The organism is Mycolicibacterium sp. P4_G11 (genome assembly GCF_056555145.1).
The window spans coordinates 288,670-306,944 of sequence record NZ_JBFUJW010000002.1; the positions used below are offsets into that span (position 1 = coordinate 288,670).

Below are 18,275 nucleotides of genomic sequence, written 5' to 3' on the forward strand. Positions count from 1 at the left end.
GGTCAACGCCGTGGTCAGGACTGCCACGACACGAGCCGGCACGGGATGCCGGTGTTCTCGTCGGTCAGATAGCTGGCGCACACCCGGTGGTAGCCATCGCCGATCTGCAGTGGCGCCCCGCTGTGAACATCGCCGCGTACCAACAGAATCGGCGAGAGCTTCTTGCCGTCGCTGATCTTGCCCAAGTCGGCCCGCACATGGGCGTTCGTCTCCGGCAGCAACGGCAGTTGTGCCGCGCGCAGGATGTCCTTCGCTTTTCGCGTCGTCGTCTTCGCGGTCTTGAGCGCTGCGACCACCTTGGCCACCTCGTCCTTGGAACCCAGCATGGTCAGGTAGTCGGCCGCCGCGTCGTAGTCATGATCCTCGGGATCGTCCAGCCACTTCACCGCCATCGCCACACCCTAATCGCGGCCGCGCCGGTGCGGGCTGCGCGCGGTGAACTCTCAGCGGACGGGCAGGCATCGACGTACATCACAGCCCGAACTGTTGCCTTCCGATAGTTTCCGATATATCGTTAATGCATCGGAGGCACGCTAGGTGCCTCCCTCTCGAAAGAAGAACACATCTATGGACACCCCATTCACTCCACCTGGCCGCCCGTTCGACGGCGGCCCTTTCAATCACCCATCGCACGGCGGCGGCTTCGGTTTCGCGCCCGGCGATCGTTCACCGTTCGTCGGCCCCGCTGACCGGCGCGCCCGGCACGACGAGCGCCGCGCAACCCGCAGGGACATGCGCGAACAGTTCCGTGACCACGTGCGGGAACACCGCGGCGAGGGCGGCCCCGGCTTTGGCTTCGGCCCGGGCTTCGGCGGCCCCGGATTCGGTTTTGGTCCCGGCTTCGGCCCCGGCTTCGGCGCGGGTCCCTTCGGACCGGGCGGTCCCCGCGGACGACGTCATGGCGGCCGAGGACGTCCCAGTGGCCGCAGCCGGCGTGGCGACGTTCGCGCCGCCATCCTCAAGCTGCTCACCGAGCGGCCGATGCACGGCTACGAGATGACCCAGGAGATCGCCGCGCGCAGCGACGGCTTGTGGAAGCCCAGCCCCGGCTCGATCTACCCCACCCTTCAACTCCTGGAGGACGAGGGTCTGATCAAGCCCGCCGAAAGTCATGGCAGCAAAAAGACTTTCGAGCTGACCGACGACGGCCGCACGGCCGCCGACGCGATCGAGACCGCCCCCTGGGAAGAGATCACCGAGGGTGCCGATCCCGCCGCCATGAACCTGCGCAACGCGCTCGGCCAGTTGTTCGGCGCGGTTGCTCAGTCGGTGCATTCCGCGAATGCCGAACAGCAGCAACGCATCCTGGACATCGTCAACAACGCCCGCCGCGAGATCTACCAGATTCTCGGCGAGTCCGACTAGCGTTAGCCTGGCTACATGACGACGTACGCGCTCGGTCAGTATCAGGTCCACCGGGTCGGATTCGGGGCCATGCAGCTGCCCGGGCCCGGCGTCTTCGGTCCACCGCGCGACCGTGACCAGGCGATCGCCGTGCTGCGACGCGCGGTGGAGCTCGGCGTCAATCACATCGACACCGCGCAGTTCTATGGCCCCGACGTGGCCAACCAGCTGATCCGCGAGGCCCTGCACCCTTATCCGCAGGGCCTCGCTCTGGTCAGCAAGGTCGGCGCCCGCCGCGACCAGACCGGCAACTGGTTGCCGGCACAACAGCCCGACGAGCTGCGGGCTGCCATCGAGCAGAACCTCGCAACCCTCGGCACAGACCGGCTGGCAGCGGTGAATCTGCGGGTGATGGGCCCCGACGGCGATCCCAGCGCACCGGGCGAGGTCGACCGCGACCTGTTCGACCGCCAGCTCACCACCATGATCGCCGCCCGAGACGAGGGATTGATCGACGGCATCGGCCTGAGCAGCATCTCGCTCGAACACCTGGAGCTCGCGCTGCAGCGCACCGACATCGCGTGTGTGCAGAACGCCTACAACCTGCTCGACCGCTCCTCGCAGTCCGTGCTGGACGCCTGCGCCGCGCGCGGCATCGCGTTCGTCCCGTTCTTCCCGCTGGGATCGGCGTTCAATCCGGAGAACCCCGTGCTCGGTCACCCCGAAATCCGCCAGGCCGCACGCGAACTCGGCCGGACTCCCGCGCAGGTCGCGTTGGCCTGGACATTGGCGGCGGCGCCCAACATGCTGCTGATCCCCGGCACGTCCTCTGTCGCGCACCTGGAGGAGAACCTCGCGGTGGCCGACATCGAGGTACCCGCCTCGCTGACAGCCGCGCTCGGATGAGCACCGACATCGATCGCATGCCGCGCGGCGGCCCGCAGGCGTCGTGCCTCGATCGGGCGTTGCAGACCGACCTGCCTGAGTATCTCGACCGCGACGACGTCGACCCCGCCGTCAAGCGCAGCGTCGTCCGCGCTCTGGAGCTCACCGGCAACTGGTTCGGCCTCCATGAGCGCTTCGCCCACATCGCGATGGAAGAAGTCGCCGACGTCCCGGACCCGCGCATCCTCGAGCTCGGGGCCGGCCACGGCGGGCTGTCGAAGAAGGTGCTGGAGATGCACCCCACGGCAATCCTGACGGTCACCGATCTGGAGCCGGATTCGGTTGCCGCCATCACCGCAGGGGACCTGGGTTCCGATCCGCGGGTGACGGTGCGCGACATGGATGCGACGGCCATCGACGCGGCCGACAGTGCTTACGCCCTGGCCGTTTTCGCGTTGTCGTTCCACCATCTGCCCCCGTCCGCCGCGGTCCGGGTGCTCGCCGAGGGCACCCGCGTGGCGGACAAGTTGCTCATCATCGACCTGCCCCGGCCGCCGGCTCCCCTGCATGTGATGCGGCTGGCCGCCATGCTGCCGCTGGCCCCGTTCGTGCCGTTCGTGCATGACGGCGTCATCAGCTCGCTGCGGGCCTACAGCCCCGCTGCGCTGCGGGCGCTGGCCGATCGAGCCGGCGTCGACATCGAGTTGCGCGGCGGCCTGTGCACGCCGCAGATCGCCATCGCCACTCGCAGGTAGGTCCGCGTACGTTGGAACCCATGACGGACTCCTCCAACGAAGTGATGGACTGGGACAGCGCATACCGTGAAGAAGGCGAATTCGATGGGCCGCCGCCGTGGAACATCGGCGAACCGCAGCCTGAGCTGGCCGCATTGATCGCCGCAGGCAAGGTCACCGGCGAGGTACTCGACGCCGGCTGCGGCTACGCCGAACTGTCACTCGCGCTGGCCGCGGACGGTTACACCGTGGTCGGCATCGAACTCACGCCCACCGCAGTGGCCGCAGCGAAAAAAGCTGCCGCCGAACGGAATCTGACCAACGTCACGTTCGTCCAGGACGACATCACGTCGTTCACCGGGTTCGACGGCCGGTTCGACACCATCATGGATTCGACGTTGTTCCACTCCATTCCGGTGGAGGGCCGCGACGGTTATCAGCAGTCCGTGTTCCGCGCCGCCGCGTCGGGCGCCAAGTACTACATCCTCGTGTTCGCCAAGGGCGCGTTCCCCGCCGAAGCAGAACAGAAGCCGAACGAGGTCACCGAGGACGAGCTGCGTGCGGCCGTCGGCAAGTACTGGACGATCGACGAAATCCGGCCGGCGTTCATCCACGCCAGGATGCCTGGCCGAGTGCCCGCTGGTCCCGGGCAGCCCACATTCGAAATGCCGCCGCACGCCCTCGACGAGAAGGGCCGCATGAAGATGCCGGCGTTCCTGCTCACGGCACACAAGGCTTGACCGTCAGGTCGACGCGGCAGCCAGCGCACCGGCGAAGGACTCCAGTTCTTCGCCGGTGACGTCGACGTGCGGTGATACCCGCAGCACCGGAATCTTCAGCTCGAACGGTGCCCGGTCGATCCCTGCCACCGTCGTGACGATGCCATGGTCGGCAATCAGCTTGGCGCGCACGGCATTCGGGTCGGCGCCACGCGTCGGCTCCAACGTGGTGATGGCCGTGAGCTCGTCGACATTCTCGACCACCCGCCAACCGGGCAGGGCCGCCAGCGCGGTCCGCGTGAGCCGACCTACCTCGGCCAACCGTGCCCGCACCAGTTCCGGCCCGGCCACCAGGTGTTCCTCGAGTGCCGTTGAAAAAGCCACGCGGGCAGCCACATTGGCCTCACCGAGGTCAAGTCTTTTCAGTACCGGCAACGGTGTGCCCCATTCCGGCAGCGGGATGCGCGGCCGAAGCCGGTGCGACACAGACGAACTGATCACCAGCACGCCGACCCCGCGCGGCCCGGCCAGCCACTTGCGCGACGATGCGTAGATGACGTCAGCTGACACCGCGCAGTCCAGATGGCCCAGCGCCTGTGCCGCGTCCACCGCCACCGGCACCCCGATCGCGTGGCACGCCAGCACGAACTCGGACAACGGCTGTGCCACGCCGCGGTGACTGCCGAGCGCCGTCAGATGGGCCAGGGCCGGCGGATCGCTCTGCAGGAGCGCGACGGCCACCTCGACGTCGAGCCGCCCTTGTTCGTCGACCGGTAGCTCGCGGACGGTGAATCCGTTGGCTTCCATCACCACCAGGTTGGGGCCGTACTCGCCCGGTAGGCAGGCAATGGTCTTATCGCCATCCCAACTGCTGAGCAGCAGATTGAGTGCATTGGACGACCCGGTGGTGAACACGACGTCACCGGCGGACATCCCGGTCAGCGCGGCCACCGCAGCCCGCCCGGCTTGCAGGACAGGTTCCGCGGACTCGGCTGCGACATAACCGCCGACCTGCGCTTCCAGTCTGGCGTGCTGGGCGGCGGCGTCGATGACAGCGAAGCTCTGCCGCGAGCAGGCGGCGTTGTCGAAATGCAGGCCCAGCGGTTTGGGCCGGGCAGCACGCCACAGGCGCGCGACGGTGGGATCGGCCTCGCTCACGTCCGCAGGTCCGGCTTGACCGCCAGCGACAGCCCGAAGTCCCCTGCGGGATCGGTCCACCAGTCGGTCTGACGCAGCCCGGCAGCCGCCAACTCAGCCGCGACGCCCTCGGGGCGGAACTTGCACGACACCTCGGTCAACATCTCCTCACCCGCCTCGAACTCCACCGACAGACCCAACTCGCGTATCTGAATCCGTTGCGCGGCAACGGACCTCAGCCACATTTCGATACGCTCGTATTCGGTGTTCCATCGTGCCACATGTTCGAAGCCGTCGAGATCGAAATCAGCGTCCAGCTCTCGGTTCACCACCGCCAGCACATTGCGGTTGAACTGCGCGGTGACCCCGGCGCTGTCGTCGTAGGCCGCGACCAATCGGGCGGTGTCCTTCACTAGGTCGGTGCCGAGCAGCAGCGTGTCGCCCGGTCGCATCGCCTCGGCCAGGCTCGCGAGGAACTCCGCGCGGGGACCGGCCGTCAAGTTACCGATCGTCGACCCGAGGAACACGATCAGCCGGCGGCCCACGACGGGCAGCTCGCCCAGGTGCTGCTCGAAATCGCCTCGCACCCCGCTGATCTCGACACCGTCATACTCGTCGGACAGCTGGGTGAGCGCCGCGCTGAGGACGTTCTCGTCGACGTCGAACGCCACGAATCGGCGCAGTGCGTCGGCGTCCCGGAAGGCGTCGAGCAGGATGCGCGTCTTTTCCGACGTCCCACTGCCCAGCTCGACCAGCGTGTCCGCACCGGATGCCGACACGATCGCACCGGCCGCCTCATGCAGGATGTGCGCCTCGGTGCGGGTCGGATAGTACTCGGGCAGCCGGGTGATCTGATCGAACAGGTCACTGCCGACGGCATCATAGAACCACTTGGGCGGCAAGGATTTCGGCGACTGCGACAGGCCGTCACGGACATCGCGCCGCAGGGCACGAGGTGCCCAGTCGGCGGCGAGATGGTTCGTCAGCAGCGGTGCCGTCTTGCTCGGTGTCATTGTGGTCCTCTCCAGTTCATGCCAGTGCCGTCACCTCGACACCGGCGGCCGTCACCTCGACGAGATGACGGTCCGGGATGTCCTGCCAGTCCGGGTGGTCGTCATAGGGCTCGCTGGCCAGCACCACGCCATCGGGTCGGCGCAACACCGACAGCGTGTCGCCCCACACGGTGGCCAGCATCCGAGAACCGTTGGCCACCAGGATGTTCAGCCGCGCCGACGGGTCGGACTCCCCGACCTTGCGCACGGTGTCCGCCAGGTTGTCCAGTCCTTCGGCGAAGATATGGGCGGCCAAGATCGCGCTGTCCACCGTCGATTCAGCGGACCGTGACACCGGCAGCACCGCCCGGTCGACGACGCCGTTGTGCGACAACAGCCACTCGCCGTCGGTGAACGGCGCCGACGCCGACGGCTCGATGGGCATCCCGACCGTGGCCGAGCGGACGGCGGCCACCACACACCCGCTGCGCAACGCCGGCGCCACCGACGCCAGTGACGCATCGCCCCACAAGGGCGAGGCACTGCGCCAGCGGCGCGGCGTCGCGCCATCGAAGAAGCCGACTCCCCAGCCATCGGCGTTGAGCAATCCGTGCTTCTGCCGTCGAGGCGAATAGGACTGCACCAGCAGGCCATTCGCAGGTTCCAAGATCAGTGACGACACCGAGACGGGGTCACCGAGCCAGCCGAGATGACGACACATCAGTCGGTCACCGACCAGGCCAGCCGCACGCCGGAGAAAATCTGCCGGCGGATCGGGTGGTCCCAGTTACGGAAGCTGGGCCGCAGGATGTCGCCCGCCACCGCCCAGGAACCCCCGCGCAGGACCCGGTAGTCACCGCTGCCGGTGCCTTCGAAGAACGGCTGCGAGTACCGGTCGTAGATCATGGGGGTGAATCCCGGCCAGGGCCGCAGCGGGGACGTGGTCCATTCCCACACGTCGCCCAACATCTGCTCGACGCCGTAGGCCGACGCGCTGTCCGGGTATGCCCCCACCGGCGCCGGCCGCAGCGCGGCGCCGTCGAGATTGGCCCGGTTCACGTCGGGTTCGCTTGCGCCCCAGGGATATCGGCGCCGCGCGCCCGCCGCGGGATCCCAGACGCAGGCCTTCTCCCACTCGACCTCGCTGGGCAGCCGCGCACCGGCCCAGGCGGCGTAGGCCTCGGCTTCGTAGAAGCTGACATGCTGCACGGGTTCGTCGGCGGGCAGTTCCTCGACATGACCGAACCGGACTCGCGTAGCGCAGTCTGCACTCCAGAACTGCGGCGCGACCAGGCCCGCCTGCTGCCGATGCTCCCAGCCGGCGGCGGACCACCAGCGCGCCTGTCGATAACCACCGTCGGCGACGAATTCGCGCCATTCGGCGTTGGTGACCGGCACCCGGCCGATCCGGAACGACGGCACATCGACGACGTGCGCCGGGCCCTCGTTGTCGAGCGCGAAGGGCTCAGCCGATGCGTCGACACCGAGCACGAACGGTCCGCCGGGCACCAGCACCGACGTGCCCGCCACCCCGGCGCGCCCCTGCGGCAAAACAGCGCCCGGCCCCAACAGCGGTGGGCCGCTGCGCAGACTCAGGGCCTGCAGCATGGTCTCGTCGTGCTGGTTCTCGTGACTGATGACCAGAGCGAACGGAAATTCGGCGCCGGCCTCGTCGGGCAGCCGGTCAAGAGCGTCAAGGGCTTTGGACCGGATGGTGCGGCAGAAGGCGCGCGCGTCGGTCGGCGGTAGCAGCGGCAGGGACACCCTGCTGGCGCGAGAATGCACGAATGCGTCGTACAGGCTGTCGACGTCCGGCGGCAGCAGGCCGGGGCGATTCGGGTCGCCGCCGCGCAGCAGCCACAGTTCCTCCTGCTGGCCGATGTGCGCGAGATCCCACACCAGCGGGCTCATCAGCGGGTCGTACTGGCGCAGCAGTTCGGCATCGTCGAACTCGACCAGGGCCAGAGTCCGGTCCCGGGCTCGGGTCAGCCCTCGGGCCAACAGCTCGCGCGTACTCACACCCCACCTTTCAGCCGATCATCAAGTGCCAACCCGGTGATCGCCGAATCGATTCCGTGCGCGACGACCTGGTCCGCAAAATCGTCGGCCGCACTACGCCCCTGCGTCACCTGCCGCAGCAGCCGGTCCATCGAGCCCGCCATATCAGCCGGCGCAACCTCGGCAGCCGCTTGCACGCACTGCACCGCCGCGGCCCGCAGCCGCGGATCGGCCAGCCCCACCCGCGCCGCCTGATCCCACGCGGTGGCCACCGATTCTGTTGCCTCCCAAGCGATCTGCGACAGCCGGGCATCGTCGAGCAAGGACACCAAGGCGAACACCACTGCCGGCCACAGGTCGTCGGACAGGGCGTCGAGGTAGCGGATCTCCAGCCAGCGTCGCGGCCGAACCGGCGGGAACAGCGTCGTCAGGTGGTAGTCCAGGTCGGCCTCGGTCGGCCGGCGCCCGCCGAGCAGCGTGCGCCCGTCCGCCCAATCCGCGAACGGCACCCATTCGGTGACCGGTTCCGCCTCGGGCGTGTGCACGAGCATCACCGGCGCTTTGAGCGCATAGCGCGCCCAGTCGCTGGCGGGATCGTCACCGCTGGCGCCGAGGATCGGCCCGCAGCGCGCGGTGTCGAGCTGTCCCCAGATCCGCTGGCGGGTGCTCTGCCATCCGGTGAACTCACCGCCCAGCATGGGCGAACTCGCCGACACGGCGATCATGGTCGGACCCAGGGCGTGGGCCAGCCGGACGCGGTCAGCCCAACCGTCACGCGGGCCGGCGTCGATATTGATCTGCAGCGAGGCGGTCGAGGTCATCATCGCCGCCCCGGCCGCACCCGTCCCACCGGCCGCGAAGAACGCCTCCATGGCCCGATAGCGACCGCCGGGGTTCACCCGGGCCTGCGGACGGAGCGGGTCCACGCCGAGCGGCAGCAAGCCCAGTCCGCGGCGCCGCAACGATTCCCGCAGCACGGTCTGATCGGCCTGCATGGCCGCGATCGCGGCCCCGGCGCCGTCCAGCGGCGGTCCTGACAGTTCGATGGCGCCGCCGGGTTCCATGGTGATCACGCTGCCGCCGGGCAGCTGCGGAACGGCTGCCACGGCTTCGCTCAGTTCATCCCACCCTGGCCGCCGCGTCACGTCGGACAGTTCGAAGCAGTGCGCCTCGATTTCGAGGCCGACGCGGCCCACCGGCCCGTCCCGCAAGCACCCGCCGCCGGCCAGTAAGGCGGCGCCGTACGCGCTGGACAACTCGGGGTATTCGGCGTGCGGTCGACGCACGGCGGTAGCGGTGCCCATCTGAACATCCCCTTCCGAGATCCGGGTCGACCCCCGCATCCGTTGGTTGGTGTTCCCTAGTGTTCGTCCGACGATGCCATGAGGTACCGACAAAAATCTGCGCAATATCTCTGCGCGGCCTGACTCGCCCCGGCCACCGTCATTGCCCCAAGGCGTTCTGCATGGCCCCGGCCAGTACGTTGACCGCAGGACCGGCGTTGCCGGATTGGCAGACTTTCGCCTGCAGCAGAACGTTCTCCCGCAGCCGGGTCTGCACGAAACAGCGTCGATCGGTGTCTGCCTCCTGCTTGACCCAGGCGACGTCGGTCGGGCCGGCCTGTGCGCCCGCGAAGCTCCAGACCTCGGTCCGGCCGTCCTCGAGGTGCATCGCGGTGGTCTGCCCCGAACATCCGACGGTCCGGTCGACGACCCGGTGGAACGCCCGTGCCGCGGCCTCGGGCGTGGCGAAGACGCCCACCGCCTGCTTGGCCGAGTGCCTGTCGTCGGTGGCCGTCGTCTGCGCTACGGCTCCGTTGAACGACGCCAGGTCGGGGTCGCCGTACACCTCGGGCAGCCCGATGTCGCCCCAGTTGTTGCACACCGGGAGGTCGACGAAGAAGCCCTGGTAGGGCGCGGTGAAGGTGGACTCCCAGCCCATCGGGGCGCCGACCACATTGCCGACCGAGCCCTTGCCGAGGACCGCGTACGACACCACGCCGGGGTCCGACGGTCTGGCGGCCGCGACCGGCGCCAGGGCGAGTGCAGCGGTGACGCAGGCTGTGAACCAGATCGGGCGCGCAGTCATGGTTTCGATGATGCCAGTCACCGGCAGCGGGCCCGAACGCACGACAGGCCGCACCCTGATCGGGCACGGCCTGTCGCTTGATGCAGGCTGAGGTCAGCGACCGGGCTGGGCCGGGCCGGGCTGGCCGGGACCGCCGGGGCCCTGCCCACCGGGGCCGCCTGGGCCTTGGCCGCCGGGGCCCTGCCAGCCTCCGCTGGGTCCCTGCCAGCCGGGGCCACCGGGGAACATCGGATGCCACATGCCACCACCGCGCGGCCCGTCGTGCCCCTCGCGGAATTCCGACATGTCATGGCCGCGGTGGTGCTTGTGCCAGCCGTGGTGGCCACCGCCGGAGTGCGCGCCGAGGATGAAGCCGGAGAAGAAGATCGTCGCGACGATGAACACGATGCCGGCGACGATGCCGACCCAAGCCAGCACCTTGTTGAGCTTGCTCGGCTTGTGCTCGGCGGGCGGCGCGGCCACTGCGGTAGCCGTTGCTACGGGCGGGAACGAGTCCGTCGGGGTATCCGGCGTCTCTGGCGTTTCTTTAGGGGTTTCGTCACTCATGTCATCGATGATCCGTCCGTCAACCACTGCGGTGGCTGGGTTGCGCGTAAGAATCAGCTATGAGGCTCGCGGCGCGGTAGCGTGGGCTGTGTACCGGAGCGTCGGCCGGGCTTTGGGGGCCGGCCGAAGCTCCGATATCAGAACGCGGCAGAAAAGGTGCGATGTCCAGAACCACCGTGCGCGCCGCGGCCCTCGCCTGCGGCACCGCGTTGCTGCTGACCCTCACCCCGGCGTGTACCAGGCAGTCGGCGGTGCTCACCGGGCCGGCTCCGACGGCGGCCTCGCACGCGCCGCCCGCAGGGCCTTCGACGACGACCCGGAGCAAGTCCGGGCTGCCCGTCTGTCAGCTGTCGTCGCTGCCGGCCGAGGCCGGCACCACCGTCGACCTGATCCACCGCGGCGGGCCGTTCCCGTACTCGCGCGACGGCATCGTGTTCGGCAATTTCGAACGTCGGCTGCCCAACCAGCAGCGCGGTTACTACCACGAGTACACCGTGCCGACTCCAGGTGCGAAGACTCGCGGTGCCCGGCGCGTCATTACCGGCGGTGAACCGCCGGCCAACCCACCGGAGTTCTACTACACCGGCGATCACTACGAGACGTTCTGCCAGATCGGAGGAGCGTGAAGACCTTCACCGTGCGGGGTGCGCGAATCCATTCCCGCGCAGACCTTTTCACCGAGCTGGGCCACGCGGTCAACGGCACCGATGGCTATTTCGGCAGCAATCTCGACGCGCTGGCCGACTGTCTCGGCGGCGGCTTCGGCACCCCGGACGACGAGCCGTTCCGTTTCGTACTGACCGACAGCTCAAAAGCCAAGAAGGCCTTGGATTCGGCCACCTGGAGCGGGCTGCTCGACGTGTTCGACAGCGCCGGAATCGACTTGGCGCTGCGCTGACGGTCGCCTACGGCTTCACCGGATTCACCGCGAACTGGATGACCCGGTACGGCGCGGTGTCGCGCGGCTTGGTGTTCCACTGGCTGACCAGGATGCGCAGTTCGTCGAGCGTCGAGCCCGGCGAGATGTAGCCGCCGTACGGCTGGGCCAGCTGATTGTCTTGCGGCACAGGAAGTTCGTCGGCCTGCTCCGGCCAGCCGCCGGCGACGACGACGGTCGTGACCGGCGCGGAGCCGAGCTCGGTCGTTGCATTCGCGACCCGGACCTCCATGTTGCCGGTGCTGCTGTTGAAGTAGGACAGCACCGTCTTGCCGTCGACCTGCTTCATGCTCATCTCACCGATCAGGTTGCCCCACAACGGGGTTGGCGGCTTGCCCCAGCCGGCGGCGGCGGACCAACCCTGCCAGCTGGACCGGTCGGTGAACGACTGCGGCGTGGCCCGGTACAGGAAGGGCGCGCTGCTGCGGTCAAAGTTGTTGGCGACGATGTACACCCAGCCGCGCGGCGAGTCGGCGGTGGGCACCGGGTCGTAGTAGCCCGTGATCTGGCTCTGCGCTCCCCCGGCGTAGCCGGCCGGCCGCACGGACCCCGGCACCGTCGGCCAGGACCCGCGCGCCGGGTCGGCCTTGACCAGTCGCGAACTCGCCGGCTTCAGGTCGCGCGTGGTGGTGATCAACAGGTAGTTCTCCCGGTTGATGCTCACCACCCCGGCCGGAAGTTGAGATGTGCCAGGAACTTTGGCGTCAGCCAGCAGCGGCTTGTCGACGCCCGTGACGCCGCGGTACCGAAGTCCGTCGGGTGAGTTGATGGAGTCGGTCTCGACGTGCAGCGCGACGGGCGCAAACCAGCCGCCGAATCCGACGCCCTGTCCCGCGAAGCTGTCGCCACAGATCTGCAGGATGCCGCTGGGGAACTCCATGAACTCGCACAGATCGGTCGCCCCGATGCCGTAATCGGCTGTCGGTGTACCGGTTCCGGCCACCGGACCGATGCGCGTCACCTCGCCGACCGTCAGCGGTTTGAGCACCGGAGTCGGCACCGGCGCAGGCGGATCAGCCTGCGCCGCAGCGACCCCGAACGCCGCCAGCAACGTCGAGATCGACGCAATGGCCGCGAGCGCGCGCAAGATCAGCGTGCAGCGAGCAGTTCGGCGATCTGAACTGTGTTGAGCGCCGCGCCCTTTCGCAGGTTGTCACCCGAGACGAACAGCGCGAGGCCACGACCGTCGGGCACGCCCGGGTCCTGGCGGATACGGCCCACCAGCGAGTCGTCGGCGCCGGCGGCAGCCAGCGGCGTCGGCACGTCGACCAGCGAAACACCGGCCGCGTCGGCCAGCAGCTCGCGGGCCCGCTCCACCGAAATCGGCTGCGCGAACTCGGCATTGATCGACAGCGAGTGCCCGGTGAACACCGGCACGCGTACGCAGGTTCCGCTGACCAGAAGCTCCGGGATGCCGAGGATCTTGCGGCTCTCGTTGCGCAGCTTCTGATCCTCGTCGGTCTCGCCCGAGCCGTCATCGACGAGCGATCCGGCCAGCGGGATGACGTTGAAGGCAATGGGCGCAACGTATTTCACGGGCGCCGGGAACTCCAGTGCGGATCCGTCGTGCACCAGCTGCTCGGCACCGGAGATCACGGCGCGCGCCTGCGAGGCCAATTCGTCGACCCCGGCCAGCCCTGAACCGGACACAGCCTGGTAGCTCGACACGATGAGCCGGGTCAGGCCGGCCTCGTCGTGCAGCGGCTTGAGCACCGGCATGGCGGCCATGGTGGTGCAGTTCGGGTTGGCGATGATGCCCTTGACCAGCTGCTTGCCGCGGACGTCGCGGTCGAAGTTGACCTCCGAAACCACCAGCGGCACATCGGGATCCTTGCGCCATGCCGATGAGTTGTCGACGACGATGGCTCCGGCGGCGGCGAAGCGCGGCGCCTGCACCCGCGACATGGTCGCGCCCGCCGAGAACAGCGCGATGTCCAGACCCGACGGGTCGGCGGTCTCGCTGTTCTCGACCTCGATCTCCTGGCCGCGGAACGTCAGCTTCTTGCCCTCGGACCGCGCCGAAGCGAAGAACCGGACGGAACTCGCCGGAAAGTCGCGCTCCTCGAGGAGTCTGCGCATGACCTGGCCGACCTGGCCGGTCGCGCCCACCACACCGATGTTCACCATGACTAACGCCCTGTCCCGCCGTACACAACGGCCTCTTCTTCGCCGGCGAAGCCGAAGGCCTCGTGCAGCGCCGCGACGGCCTTGTCCAGCTCAGTGTCCTTGACCAGCACCGAGATTCGAATCTCGGAGGTGGAGATGAGGTCGATGTTGACGCCGACCTCGGCCAGCGTCTCGCAGAACTTGGCGGTGACGCCGGGATGGCTGCGCATGCCGGCGCCGACCAGCGACACCTTGCCGATGTGATCGTCGTACAACACCTGGGAGAAACCGATCTCGTCCTTGAGCGAAGTCAGCTTCTCGACGGCGCCCGGACCGTTCTCGCGCGAACAGGTGAAGGTGATGTCGGTCTTGCCGTCCTCCACCTTCGAGATGTTCTGCAGCACCATGTCGATGTTCACGTCGGCATCGGCGACCGCGCGGAACACCTTGGCGGCATATCCCGGAACGTCGGGGACGCCGACAACGGTGACCTTCGCCTCGCTGCGGTCGTGGGCGACTCCGGTGAGGATTGCGTCTTCCATGGGGATGTCCTCGATCGATCCTTTGACAATGGTTCCGGTCTTGTCGGAGTACGACGACCGGACGTGAATCGGAACGTTGTAGCGGCGGGCGTATTCCACGCAACGCAGCATCAACACTTTGGCACCGCAGGCCGCCATCTCCAGCATCTCCTCGAAGGAGACGGTGTCCAGGCGACGGGCATTCGGCACGATGCGCGGGTCGGCGGTGAAGATGCCGTCGACGTCGGTGTAAATCTCGCAGACGTCGGCGTTCAGCGCGGCGGCCAGCGCCACGGCGGTGGTGTCCGAGCCACCGCGGCCCAGCGTGGTGACGTCCTTGCTGTCCTGGCTGACACCCTGGAAGCCGGCGACCAGCACGATCTGGCCGTCGTCGAGGGCGTCGCGCAGGCGGCCCGGGGTGACGTCGATGATCTTGGCGTTGCCGTGCGTGCCGGTGGTGATCACGCCGGCCTGCGAACCGGTGAACGACCGGGCCTGCGCGCCGAGGGACTCGATGGCCATGGCGACCAGCGCGTTCGAGATGCGCTCACCCGCGGTGAGCAGCATGTCCATCTCCCGGGCAGGTGGCGCCGGGGAGACCTGACGGGCCAGATCCAGCAGATCATCGGTGGTGTCGCCCATGGCCGAGACCACGACGACAACGTCATTGCCGGCCTTCTTGGTTTCGACGATCCGCTCGGCGACTCGACGGATCCGCTCGGCGTTCGACACCGAGGATCCGCCGTACTTCTGGACGACGAGCGCCACTGTTCGCGTTTCCTTCTCTGAATTGGCAGCAAGCATTCGCATCAATGCTGCTCCAAGGATAAGGGAGGGCCGAAGCCGTTTTTGTTGCCCGGTCGTCTGCCGGACCTGCAACGCGCGAGACGTTCGTCACTCTCGCCCGCGTCAGAAGAGGTCGGTCAGCTTCCGCTGCGCCGGGCAGGCGTCGCTCAGCGCCTTCATCTGATCGGTGATCTGCACGTTGATCGCCGACAGCTGGTAGGCCTCGGTCGGCGCGGGAGCGCCGGGCGCCCGGCCCTGCGCGGCGATCCGGTAGGAGTCCAGCGCCGAGGCGAACTGCGACGCCAGCGTCGCCAACTGCACCGCGTTGGCCGCGACCTTGTCGCCGGTCACCTTCTGCGCCCGCTCAGCCATACCGTCGGCCCAGGCCCGGTAGGCCGTCTCTTCGGCGATGGTCGGGACCCCGCCCGAGTTCTTGTCGATCTTCGACTCGATCTGCACGGCCTGGGCCTTGTTGTAATCGAGCATGTCGCGCACCGGTTTGCACTCCGGCGTCGGCCCGCGGAACTCGGTCTGCCACACCACCAGGCCGATGACGACGGCGAGCGCGACCGCGATGCCGATCTTCCAGCTGCGGTCCAGGCTCAACAACCATCTCGTCAACACGCTCGAACTGTATCGGCACAGCTAGCGCCGTGCCCATTACGGCTGGCCAGGACGTTGACCCCGGACAGCGCGACCGGGTTTTGGCGAACTACTGGACCGGAGTAAACTCGCCAGTGATGTTTATCGCGCGGGTGCTCCTCCTCGGACGCCGCGACGGGGTCTGATCCGACCGGCCTCCCGTCGCGGGGGTTTGAGATGCGCCGGTCCTGACCTTCCAGGTCCCATCCAGACAGACCGGAGCAAAAAACCGTGACCACTTACTCCCCCGATTCATCTGCCGACTCCTTCTCGTCGGTACGCGCCATCAGCACCCCGTCCGGCCCGCGCCGCGAAGGCCAGCCGTCCTGGAACACCCAGCGCAACTCGTCGATGCCCGTCAGCCGGTACCGCTCGTTCGCCGACGAGGTCGAGAACATCAAGCTGCCCGACCGCACCTGGCCCGACAAGGTCGCCACCGTCGCACCCGGTTGGTGTGCGGTCGACCTGCGCGACGGCAACCAGGCCCTGATCGACCCGATGAGCCCGGAGCGCAAGCGCCGGATGTTCGACCTGCTGGTCCGCATGGGCTACAAGGAGATCGAGGTCGGCTTCCCATCGGCCAGCCAGACCGACTTCGACTTCGTCCGCGAGATCATCGAGCAGGGCGCGATCCCCGAGGACGTCACCATCCAGGTGCTGACGCAGTGCCGGCCCGAGCTGATCGAGCGCACCTTCGAGGCGTGCGCCGGCGCCCCGCGCGTCATCGTGCACTTCTACAACTCGACGTCGATCCTGCAGCGCCGCGTGGTCTTCCGCGCGGATCGCGAGGCCGTCAAGAAGATCGCCACCGACGGCGCGAAGCTGTGCGTCGCGGAGGCCAAGAAGTACCCGGGCACGCTGTGGCGGTTCGAGTACTCGCCCGAGTCGTACACCGGCACCGAGCTGGAGTACGCCGTCGAGGTGTGCAACGCGGTCGCCGAGATCGTGCAGCCCACTCCCGACTGGCCGCTGATCGTCAACCTGCCGGCGACCGTCGAGATGGCCACGCCCAACGTCTACGCCGACTCGATCGAGTGGATGAACCGGCACCTGACGCCGCGCGACTCGATCATCCTGAGTCTGCACCCGCACAACGACCGCGGCGAGGGCGTCGCGGCCGCTGAGCTGGGCTACCTGGCCGGCGCCGACCGCATCGAGGGCTGCCTGTTCGGCAATGGCGAGCGCACTGGCAACGTCTGCCTGGTGACGCTGGGCCTGAACCTGTTCAGCCGCGGTGTCGACCCGCAGATCGATTTCTCCAACATCGACGAGATTCGTCGCACGGTCGAGTACTGCAACCAGCTGCCGGTGGCCGAGCGGCACCCGTACGGCGGTGACCTGGTCTACACGGCGTTCTCGGGCAGCCACCAGGACGCCATCAACAAGGGCCTGGACCAGATGAAGGTCGACGCCGACGAGGCCGATCAGGACATCGACGACATCCTGTGGCAGGTGCCCTACCTGCCCATCGACCCGAAGGACGTCGGCCGCACGTACGAGGCCGTCATCCGGGTGAACTCGCAGTCCGGCAAGGGCGGCGTCGCCTACATCATGAAGGCCGATCACGGACTGGTGCTGCCGCGCCGGCTGCAGATGGAGTTCAGCCAGGCCATCCAGAAGATCACTGACGGCGAGGGCGGCGAGGTCTCCCCGAAGGTCATGTGGGACGTCTTCAACGAGGAGTACCTGGCGCCCATCACGCCGCTGGAGCGCATGCGGCAGAAGGTCGACGCGTCCGAAGAGGACGGCGGCACCGACACCATCACCGCCATCGTCAAGATCGACGGGGAAGAGCGCGAGATCGTCGGCGCCGGTAACGGACCGCTGGCGGCCTTCACCGATGCGCTGGGCGCCGTCGGCTTCCACGTCAACGTGCTGGACTACTCGGAGCACGCCATGTCAGCCGGCGAGGAAGCGCAGGCCGCGGCCTACGTCGAGGCATCGATCGGCGGCAAGACGGTGTGGGGCGTCGGCATCGCGCCGTCGATCACCACGGCGTCGCTGCGGGCCGTCGTCTCGGCCGTCAACCGGGCCGCGCGCGGCTAACGGTCAGTCTGGCGCGCCCGGCGCCTCGGCCACCCGTAGTACCCGGGCGCACCAGCTGACCGCCTGTTCCGCAAAGTCGTGTGCGGTAACGGTTTTCGTCTCGTCGAGGAGCCGCTCATTGATCAGGGTGGCCACTCCGCCGACGCAGAACAGCGCCGCGTCGAAGCTCTCCTGGTCGGCGTCTCGGTCGGGCAGCAGCAAAGCCAGGATTGCGGCGGCCACGCGGTGTTGCGCGATCCGGATGTGCGCGGCCACCGATTCGATGTGCCGGGCATCGGTCAGGAAGATTCGCACCGCCAGTGGGTCGCTCTCGGCGTGCTCGATGAATCCCGCCAGGCCGAGCGTCAGCCGGGTCTGCACGGTCGCCGACGCGGGCGCGCTCCCGCCGGCCAGCATCGCGGCGAAAGGTCCCTCCAGCACGTCGTCGATCACCGCGCCGATGAGCGCGGCCAACCCCGCGAACTGCTCATAGAAGTAGCGGTCGGTCAATTTGGCGCGCGCCGCGACGGCCCGGACGCTCAGGGCCGACAGTCCGCCCTCGCGCCACAGTGCTTCGGCCGCGTCCAGCAGCAGCCGTCGCCGATCGGCCCGCCGCTGCTCCGCGGACCTGCCGGAGTACTTACGCTCCGGCGCGCTGCCCGATCCGTTGTCAGCCATCTGGTGCAACCCCTCCCCCCGACTGGCTCATGATGTCAAAATCCGAGGAAGGAAGACGTACTCCCGTTTCAAACACCGTCTTCTGGCAACATTACCGACGAGTAAGGTTCAGGCTTCATCTACACAGCGGGGTGGAA

20 protein-coding genes are annotated in these 18,275 nt (G+C 68.1%); 7 read left to right on the forward strand and 13 right to left on the reverse strand.

Features of this window, described 5'->3' with window-relative positions; genetic code table 11:
- Nucleotides 1–14 precede the first annotated feature (14 nt).
- Nucleotides 15–392, reverse strand: coding sequence for a hypothetical protein (locus tag AC1U2B_RS05210; RefSeq protein WP_480215934.1), 378 nt, complete (start codon nt 390–392; stop codon nt 15–17).
- 175 nt (nt 393–567) lie between these two features.
- Between AC1U2B_RS05210 and AC1U2B_RS05215 the strand changes: the two genes are divergently transcribed.
- The 4 genes from AC1U2B_RS05215 to AC1U2B_RS05230 are packed head-to-tail and all read left to right on the forward strand — an operon-like array spanning nt 568 to nt 3,703.
- A complete protein-coding gene (locus AC1U2B_RS05215; protein ID WP_043985010.1) occupies nt 568–1,365 on the forward strand; it encodes a PadR family transcriptional regulator in 798 nt (265 codons plus the stop codon).
- A 15-nt stretch (nt 1,366–1,380) separates the two neighbouring features.
- Nucleotides 1,381–2,250, forward strand: coding sequence for an oxidoreductase (locus tag AC1U2B_RS05220; protein ID WP_480215935.1), 870 nt, complete (start codon nt 1,381–1,383; stop codon nt 2,248–2,250).
- Nucleotides 2,247–2,984: a class I SAM-dependent methyltransferase gene (locus AC1U2B_RS05225; RefSeq protein WP_480215936.1), complete on the forward strand. Its 738-nt coding sequence runs from the start codon at nt 2,247–2,249 to the stop codon at nt 2,982–2,984. The genes AC1U2B_RS05220 and AC1U2B_RS05225 overlap by 4 nt, the downstream gene beginning before the upstream one ends.
- A 20-nt stretch (nt 2,985–3,004) precedes the next feature.
- Nucleotides 3,005–3,703 carry a class I SAM-dependent methyltransferase gene (locus AC1U2B_RS05230; RefSeq protein ID WP_480215937.1) on the forward strand — a complete coding sequence of 233 codons (699 nt, stop codon included), beginning with the start codon at nt 3,005–3,007 and terminating at the stop codon, nt 3,701–3,703.
- Between the two features lie 3 nt (nt 3,704–3,706).
- Here AC1U2B_RS05230 and egtE read toward each other — a convergent pair whose 3' ends face one another.
- From egtE to AC1U2B_RS05265, 7 genes are all read right to left on the reverse strand, one after another.
- A complete protein-coding gene (gene egtE, locus AC1U2B_RS05235) occupies nt 3,707–4,840 on the reverse strand; it encodes an ergothioneine biosynthesis PLP-dependent enzyme EgtE (RefSeq protein WP_480215938.1) in 1,134 nt (377 codons plus the stop codon).
- The gene (gene egtD, locus AC1U2B_RS05240; protein ID WP_480215939.1) at nt 4,837–5,832 is read right to left on the reverse strand and encodes an L-histidine N(alpha)-methyltransferase; all 996 of its coding nucleotides are present in this window, start codon (nt 5,830–5,832) and stop codon (nt 4,837–4,839) included. Before egtD ends, egtE begins: the two co-directional genes overlap by 4 nt.
- 16 nt (nt 5,833–5,848) lie before the next feature.
- Entirely contained in the window at nt 5,849–6,532 is a 684-nt protein-coding gene (gene egtC, locus AC1U2B_RS05245; RefSeq protein WP_480215940.1) for an ergothioneine biosynthesis protein EgtC, read from the reverse strand.
- Nucleotides 6,532–7,830 carry an ergothioneine biosynthesis protein EgtB gene (gene egtB / locus AC1U2B_RS05250; RefSeq protein WP_480215941.1) on the reverse strand — a complete coding sequence of 433 codons (1,299 nt, stop codon included), beginning with the start codon at nt 7,828–7,830 and terminating at the stop codon, nt 6,532–6,534. Before egtB ends, egtC begins: the two co-directional genes overlap by 1 nt.
- Nucleotides 7,827–9,113, reverse strand: a complete 1,287-nt coding sequence (gene egtA, locus AC1U2B_RS05255; protein ID WP_480215942.1) for an ergothioneine biosynthesis glutamate--cysteine ligase EgtA — start codon at nt 9,111–9,113, stop codon at nt 7,827–7,829. The genes egtB and egtA overlap by 4 nt, the downstream gene beginning before the upstream one ends.
- A gap of 139 nt (nt 9,114–9,252) precedes the next feature.
- A complete protein-coding gene (locus AC1U2B_RS05260) occupies nt 9,253–9,897 on the reverse strand; it encodes a sensor domain-containing protein (protein WP_480215943.1) in 645 nt (214 codons plus the stop codon).
- A 93-nt stretch (nt 9,898–9,990) separates the two neighbouring features.
- Nucleotides 9,991–10,443: a hypothetical protein gene (locus AC1U2B_RS05265; RefSeq protein WP_480215944.1), complete on the reverse strand. Its 453-nt coding sequence runs from the start codon at nt 10,441–10,443 to the stop codon at nt 9,991–9,993.
- A gap of 161 nt (nt 10,444–10,604) precedes the next feature.
- On the opposite strand from AC1U2B_RS05265, the gene AC1U2B_RS05270 reads away from it, so the two are divergent.
- Together AC1U2B_RS05270 and AC1U2B_RS05275 are read left to right on the forward strand one after the other, a co-directional pair.
- Nucleotides 10,605–11,069: a guanyl-specific ribonuclease gene (locus AC1U2B_RS05270; RefSeq protein ID WP_480215945.1), complete on the forward strand. Its 465-nt coding sequence runs from the start codon at nt 10,605–10,607 to the stop codon at nt 11,067–11,069.
- Nucleotides 11,066–11,341, forward strand: coding sequence for a barstar family protein (locus AC1U2B_RS05275; protein WP_480215946.1), 276 nt, complete (start codon nt 11,066–11,068; stop codon nt 11,339–11,341). The genes AC1U2B_RS05270 and AC1U2B_RS05275 overlap by 4 nt, the downstream gene beginning before the upstream one ends.
- A 7-nt stretch (nt 11,342–11,348) precedes the next feature.
- On the opposite strand, the gene AC1U2B_RS05280 is transcribed toward AC1U2B_RS05275, so the two are convergent.
- The 4 genes from AC1U2B_RS05280 to AC1U2B_RS05295 all read right to left on the reverse strand — a co-directional run bounded on the left by AC1U2B_RS05280 (nt 11,349) and on the right by AC1U2B_RS05295 (nt 15,417).
- Nucleotides 11,349–12,440, reverse strand: coding sequence for a DUF4185 domain-containing protein (locus tag AC1U2B_RS05280; protein ID WP_480216072.1), 1,092 nt, complete (start codon nt 12,438–12,440; stop codon nt 11,349–11,351).
- Nucleotides 12,441–12,469: 29 nt separating this feature from the next.
- Nucleotides 12,470–13,507, reverse strand: coding sequence for an aspartate-semialdehyde dehydrogenase (locus tag AC1U2B_RS05285; protein ID WP_480215947.1), 1,038 nt, complete (start codon nt 13,505–13,507; stop codon nt 12,470–12,472).
- Nucleotides 13,508–13,509: 2 nt separating this feature from the next.
- On the reverse strand, nt 13,510–14,775 hold the full coding sequence (locus tag AC1U2B_RS05290) for an aspartate kinase (RefSeq protein WP_260935790.1): 1,266 nt from the start codon (nt 14,773–14,775) through the stop codon (nt 13,510–13,512).
- 141 nt (nt 14,776–14,916) lie between these two features.
- Entirely contained in the window at nt 14,917–15,417 is a 501-nt protein-coding gene (locus AC1U2B_RS05295) for a hypothetical protein (RefSeq protein WP_260935787.1), read from the reverse strand.
- Between the two features lie 249 nt (nt 15,418–15,666).
- Between AC1U2B_RS05295 and leuA the strand changes: the two genes are divergently transcribed.
- Complete coding sequence (gene leuA, locus AC1U2B_RS05300; protein WP_480215948.1) at nt 15,667–17,481, forward strand: 2-isopropylmalate synthase; 1,815 nt, start codon at nt 15,667–15,669, stop codon at nt 17,479–17,481.
- Nucleotides 17,482–17,484: 3 nt separating this feature from the next.
- Here the strand turns inward: leuA and AC1U2B_RS05305 are convergent, their stop codons facing one another.
- The gene (locus tag AC1U2B_RS05305) at nt 17,485–18,138 is read right to left on the reverse strand and encodes a TetR/AcrR family transcriptional regulator (protein ID WP_480215949.1); all 654 of its coding nucleotides are present in this window, start codon (nt 18,136–18,138) and stop codon (nt 17,485–17,487) included.
- Between the last annotated feature and the right edge of the window lie 137 nt (nt 18,139–18,275).

Bases quoted from the DNA above. Each gene is read 5' to 3' on its own strand.
- AC1U2B_RS05210 (WP_480215934.1), bottom strand. From the start codon at position 392: ATGGCGGTGAAGTGGCTGGACGATCCCGAGGATCATGACTACGACGCG.
- AC1U2B_RS05215 (WP_043985010.1), top strand. From the start codon at position 568: ATGGACACCCCATTCACTCCACCTGGCCGCCCGTTCGACGGCGGCCCT.
- AC1U2B_RS05220 (WP_480215935.1), top strand. From the start codon at position 1,381: ATGACGACGTACGCGCTCGGTCAGTATCAGGTCCACCGGGTCGGATTC.
- AC1U2B_RS05225 (WP_480215936.1), top strand. From the start codon at position 2,247: ATGAGCACCGACATCGATCGCATGCCGCGCGGCGGCCCGCAGGCGTCG.
- AC1U2B_RS05230 (WP_480215937.1), top strand. From the start codon at position 3,005: ATGACGGACTCCTCCAACGAAGTGATGGACTGGGACAGCGCATACCGT.
- egtD (WP_480215939.1), bottom strand. From the start codon at position 5,832: ATGACACCGAGCAAGACGGCACCGCTGCTGACGAACCATCTCGCCGCC.
- egtC (WP_480215940.1), bottom strand. From the start codon at position 6,532: ATGTGTCGTCATCTCGGCTGGCTCGGTGACCCCGTCTCGGTGTCGTCA.
- egtA (WP_480215942.1), bottom strand. From the start codon at position 9,113: ATGGGCACCGCTACCGCCGTGCGTCGACCGCACGCCGAATACCCCGAG.
- AC1U2B_RS05260 (WP_480215943.1), bottom strand. From the start codon at position 9,897: ATGACTGCGCGCCCGATCTGGTTCACAGCCTGCGTCACCGCTGCACTC.
- AC1U2B_RS05265 (WP_480215944.1), bottom strand. From the start codon at position 10,443: ATGAGTGACGAAACCCCTAAAGAAACGCCAGAGACGCCGGATACCCCG.
- AC1U2B_RS05270 (WP_480215945.1), top strand. From the start codon at position 10,605: ATGTCCAGAACCACCGTGCGCGCCGCGGCCCTCGCCTGCGGCACCGCG.
- AC1U2B_RS05285 (WP_480215947.1), bottom strand. From the start codon at position 13,507: ATGGTGAACATCGGTGTGGTGGGCGCGACCGGCCAGGTCGGCCAGGTC.
- AC1U2B_RS05305 (WP_480215949.1), bottom strand. From the start codon at position 18,138: ATGGCTGACAACGGATCGGGCAGCGCGCCGGAGCGTAAGTACTCCGGC.